Source organism: Actinoplanes sp. NPDC051633, assembly GCF_040681735.1.
Classification (GTDB): domain Bacteria; phylum Actinomycetota; class Actinomycetes; order Mycobacteriales; family Micromonosporaceae; genus Actinoplanes.
The window spans coordinates 1-2729 of record NZ_JBFAZH010001041.1 but is presented as its reverse complement, the minus strand read 5'-3'; the positions used below and the strand labels follow the sequence as shown (position 1 = coordinate 2729).

Sequence of the window (2729 nt, the reverse complement as noted above, 5' to 3'; positions counted from 1 at the left end):
GCCACGTACGGCCGGTCGCGCCGGGCCGCCGGAGCCGCCACCGCGACCGCGCAACCGAGCGCCGCGAGCACCGCCACCAGCCACACCGAGCCGGTCAGCCGGGCGTATCGCCCGACCGGCCCGGCCAGCCCGACCAGGGCCACCGCCGCCGGGGCGGCGAGCAGCAGCGCCGGCAGCACGATGAGCATCGACTCCCGCACGGCGAGACCGGCGATCTGCGTCCGGCCCGCACCCCGGGCCCGCAGCAGCGCGGTCTCCCCGCGGCGGTGCTCGGCGAGCACCCCGGCCACCAGCAACAGGCAGTACCCGGCCATCGCTCCGACCAGCAGCATCGGCGTGGTCAGCGCCGACCGGCTGACCAGGTCGGCGCGGTTGAGCCGGGCGGACAGCTCCGGCAGCCCGGTGACCGCGGTGGCCGACTGCGTCAGATCGCGCGGCGGCGGCAGCCCCGTGCCCGCCGCGGCGGCGTCCGCCGCGACCCGCCCGAGCTGCGCCAGGCCGACATCGTCCAGCCGCGGGGTGATCTGCCACGCGACCGAGGCGGAGACGGCGAACCGTGCGGCGAAGTCGCTCCGGTCGACCACCAGCGGCCCGTACGGCGCCCCGCCGGTCGCGTCCGGAGCTGTGCTGCTTCCGGCCGCTGAGCCTCCGGCAAGGGCGGAGAACCCGGGCCCCTCCGGGACCAGCCGCCAGTACGGGTCGGCGCCGTCCCGGACCCGCCACACGCCACTGACCAGCACGTCGGTCGTCCGTCCGGTGCGCTGGTCGCTGAGCCTGATCCGGTCGCCCGTGCTCCGCCCCAGCAGGCGGGCCGCCGGCTCCGGGAGCGCGACCTGCACCGGCGTCGCCCCGGGCCCCGGCCACCGCCCGGCGACCAGATCGGCGTGCTCCGGCAGGGCCTCCAGATAGATGATCGAGGCGTACGGAACACCCTCGCCGGTCCCCGGGCGTTCGGCCAGCGCCCAGCCGGCGGCGTACCCCGCGGCACTCACGGTGACCGGCGCACCGCCCAGCCCGCCGCCGAACGTGCCGCGCAACGCCCGGTCCCACTCCGGGTAGGCCGCCCGGTTGTTGCCGGCGGCGCCGCGGACCAGCACCGACCGATCCACCGGATCGGCCGACTCGACCGCGGTGCGGATGCCCGCCTCGGTGGCCGCCCGCCCGTATGCGACGAGCGCGGCCAGCAGAGTGGACGCGACCAGCGCGACCGCGGCGGCGGCGAGCAGCAGCCCGGCCGCAGCCCGGGCCCGCCGCAGAATCATGGCGAAGATCCTGCCAGACCGGCTGTCCGCCGGTTGCCCCGGCTAAACTGGAGAGTGGCTCTGACGCACAAGGAAATCTTCGAGCGGTACGTGTACGCCGGCGCGATCACCCGGAACCCGGACGCGATCGCCGCGATGTTCACCGAGGACGGCGTGTACGAGGCGCCGCTGGTTCCCGACGGCCATCCGCTGCACCGCCTGGTGGGCCGTGCTGCCATCCGCACCGGAACCGGCACGTATCACCAGCGGCCGGCCCGTCACGGCACGGTGAACCTGGAACGGTCCGCCTACGTCCTGCACGACACCCCCGATCCCGACGTCTTCATCGCCGAGATCGACGTCGCCCTCGACGAGGCCGGCGGGCGCGCGACGACGATGTCGCTCGTGCAGATCTTCCGCCTCCGCGACGGGCAGATCGCCCGCCTCCGCGACTACTTCGCGGAGCCGCCGGTCTAAGGTCGGCGGGTGACCTTGGACTGGAGACATGTCATCGTCCACACCGCGGACCCCGCGGCCCTGGGGCACTGGTGGGCCGAGGCCCTCGGCTGGGTCGTGGTCCACTCCTCGGCGGACGAGTTCGCGATCCGCCCCGCGCCGGATCGCACGCCGGGGCTGGAGTTCGTCCGGCTCGACGAGCCGAGGAAGGCCAAGAGCCGGCTGCACCTCGACTTCGTCCCGGACGATCAGGACGCCGAGGTGGCTCGGCTGCTGGCCCACGGCGCCCGGCGGGTCGACATCGGCCAGGGTGAACAGTCGTGGGTGGTGCTCGCCGACCCCGAGGGCAACGAGTTCTGTGTCCTCGCCCATCGGCGTCCATCAGAGTGACCCGCGTTCGGTAGGTTTCCGATGTGGCAGAGGGAAACGCTCGGGTGATCGCCGGCCGCTACCGGCTGGAGACGATCCTGGGCCGGGGTGGGATGGGCGCCGTCTGGCAGGGCACTGACACCCTGCTCGACCGGGACGTCGCGGTGAAGGAGATCTATCTGCCCGGCGCCGACTCCGGGCCGGTCGATCCCGAGGATCCGCGGATCCGGCGCGCCATGCGCGAGGCCCAGGCGGCGGCCCGGCTGCGCCACCCCAGCATCGTGACCGTTCATGACGTCGCCCTGGACGCCGGGCGGCCGTGGATCGTGATGGAGCTGGTCGACGGGCCGTCCCTGGCGGAGGTCGTCGCGAAGGCCGGGCCGCTGCCCGCGGGGCGGGCCGCCGAGATCGGGCTGCAGCTGCTCGACGCGTTGAGCGCGGCCCACCGCCGGGGGACCGTGCACCGCGACGTCAAACCGGCGAACATCCTGATCGACACCGACCGGGCGATGCTGACGGATTTCGGCATCGCGGCGATGGACGACGCGTCCGCGCTCACCATGCCCGGGCAGATGATCGGCTCACCGTCGTACATGGCGCCCGAGCGGATCAACGGCCACCCCGCCACCCCGGCCGGCGACATGTGGTCGCTCGGCGTCACCC

The 2729-nt window shown here is 74.5% G+C and carries 4 protein-coding genes; 3 read left to right on the top strand and 1 reads right to left on the bottom strand.

Annotated elements, in window-relative coordinates:
* The coding region (locus AB0M20_RS36555; protein ID WP_364305248.1) for an FtsX-like permease family protein at window positions 1–1262 on the bottom strand (1262 nt) is incomplete at its 3' end.
* A 54-nt stretch (window positions 1263–1316) separates the two neighbouring features.
* Between AB0M20_RS36555 and AB0M20_RS36550 the strand changes: the two genes are divergently transcribed.
* From AB0M20_RS36550 to AB0M20_RS36540, 3 genes are all read left to right on the top strand, one after another.
* Complete coding sequence (locus AB0M20_RS36550) at window positions 1317–1718, top strand: nuclear transport factor 2 family protein (protein ID WP_364305247.1); 402 nt, start codon at window positions 1317–1319, stop codon at window positions 1716–1718.
* A 9-nt stretch (window positions 1719–1727) separates the two neighbouring features.
* Window positions 1728–2087, top strand: coding sequence for a VOC family protein (locus AB0M20_RS36545; protein WP_364305245.1), 360 nt, complete (start codon window positions 1728–1730; stop codon window positions 2085–2087).
* 23 nt (window positions 2088–2110) lie between these two features.
* Window positions 2111–2729: serine/threonine-protein kinase (locus AB0M20_RS36540; RefSeq protein WP_364305244.1), on the top strand; the 619-nt coding region annotated here is incomplete at its 3' end.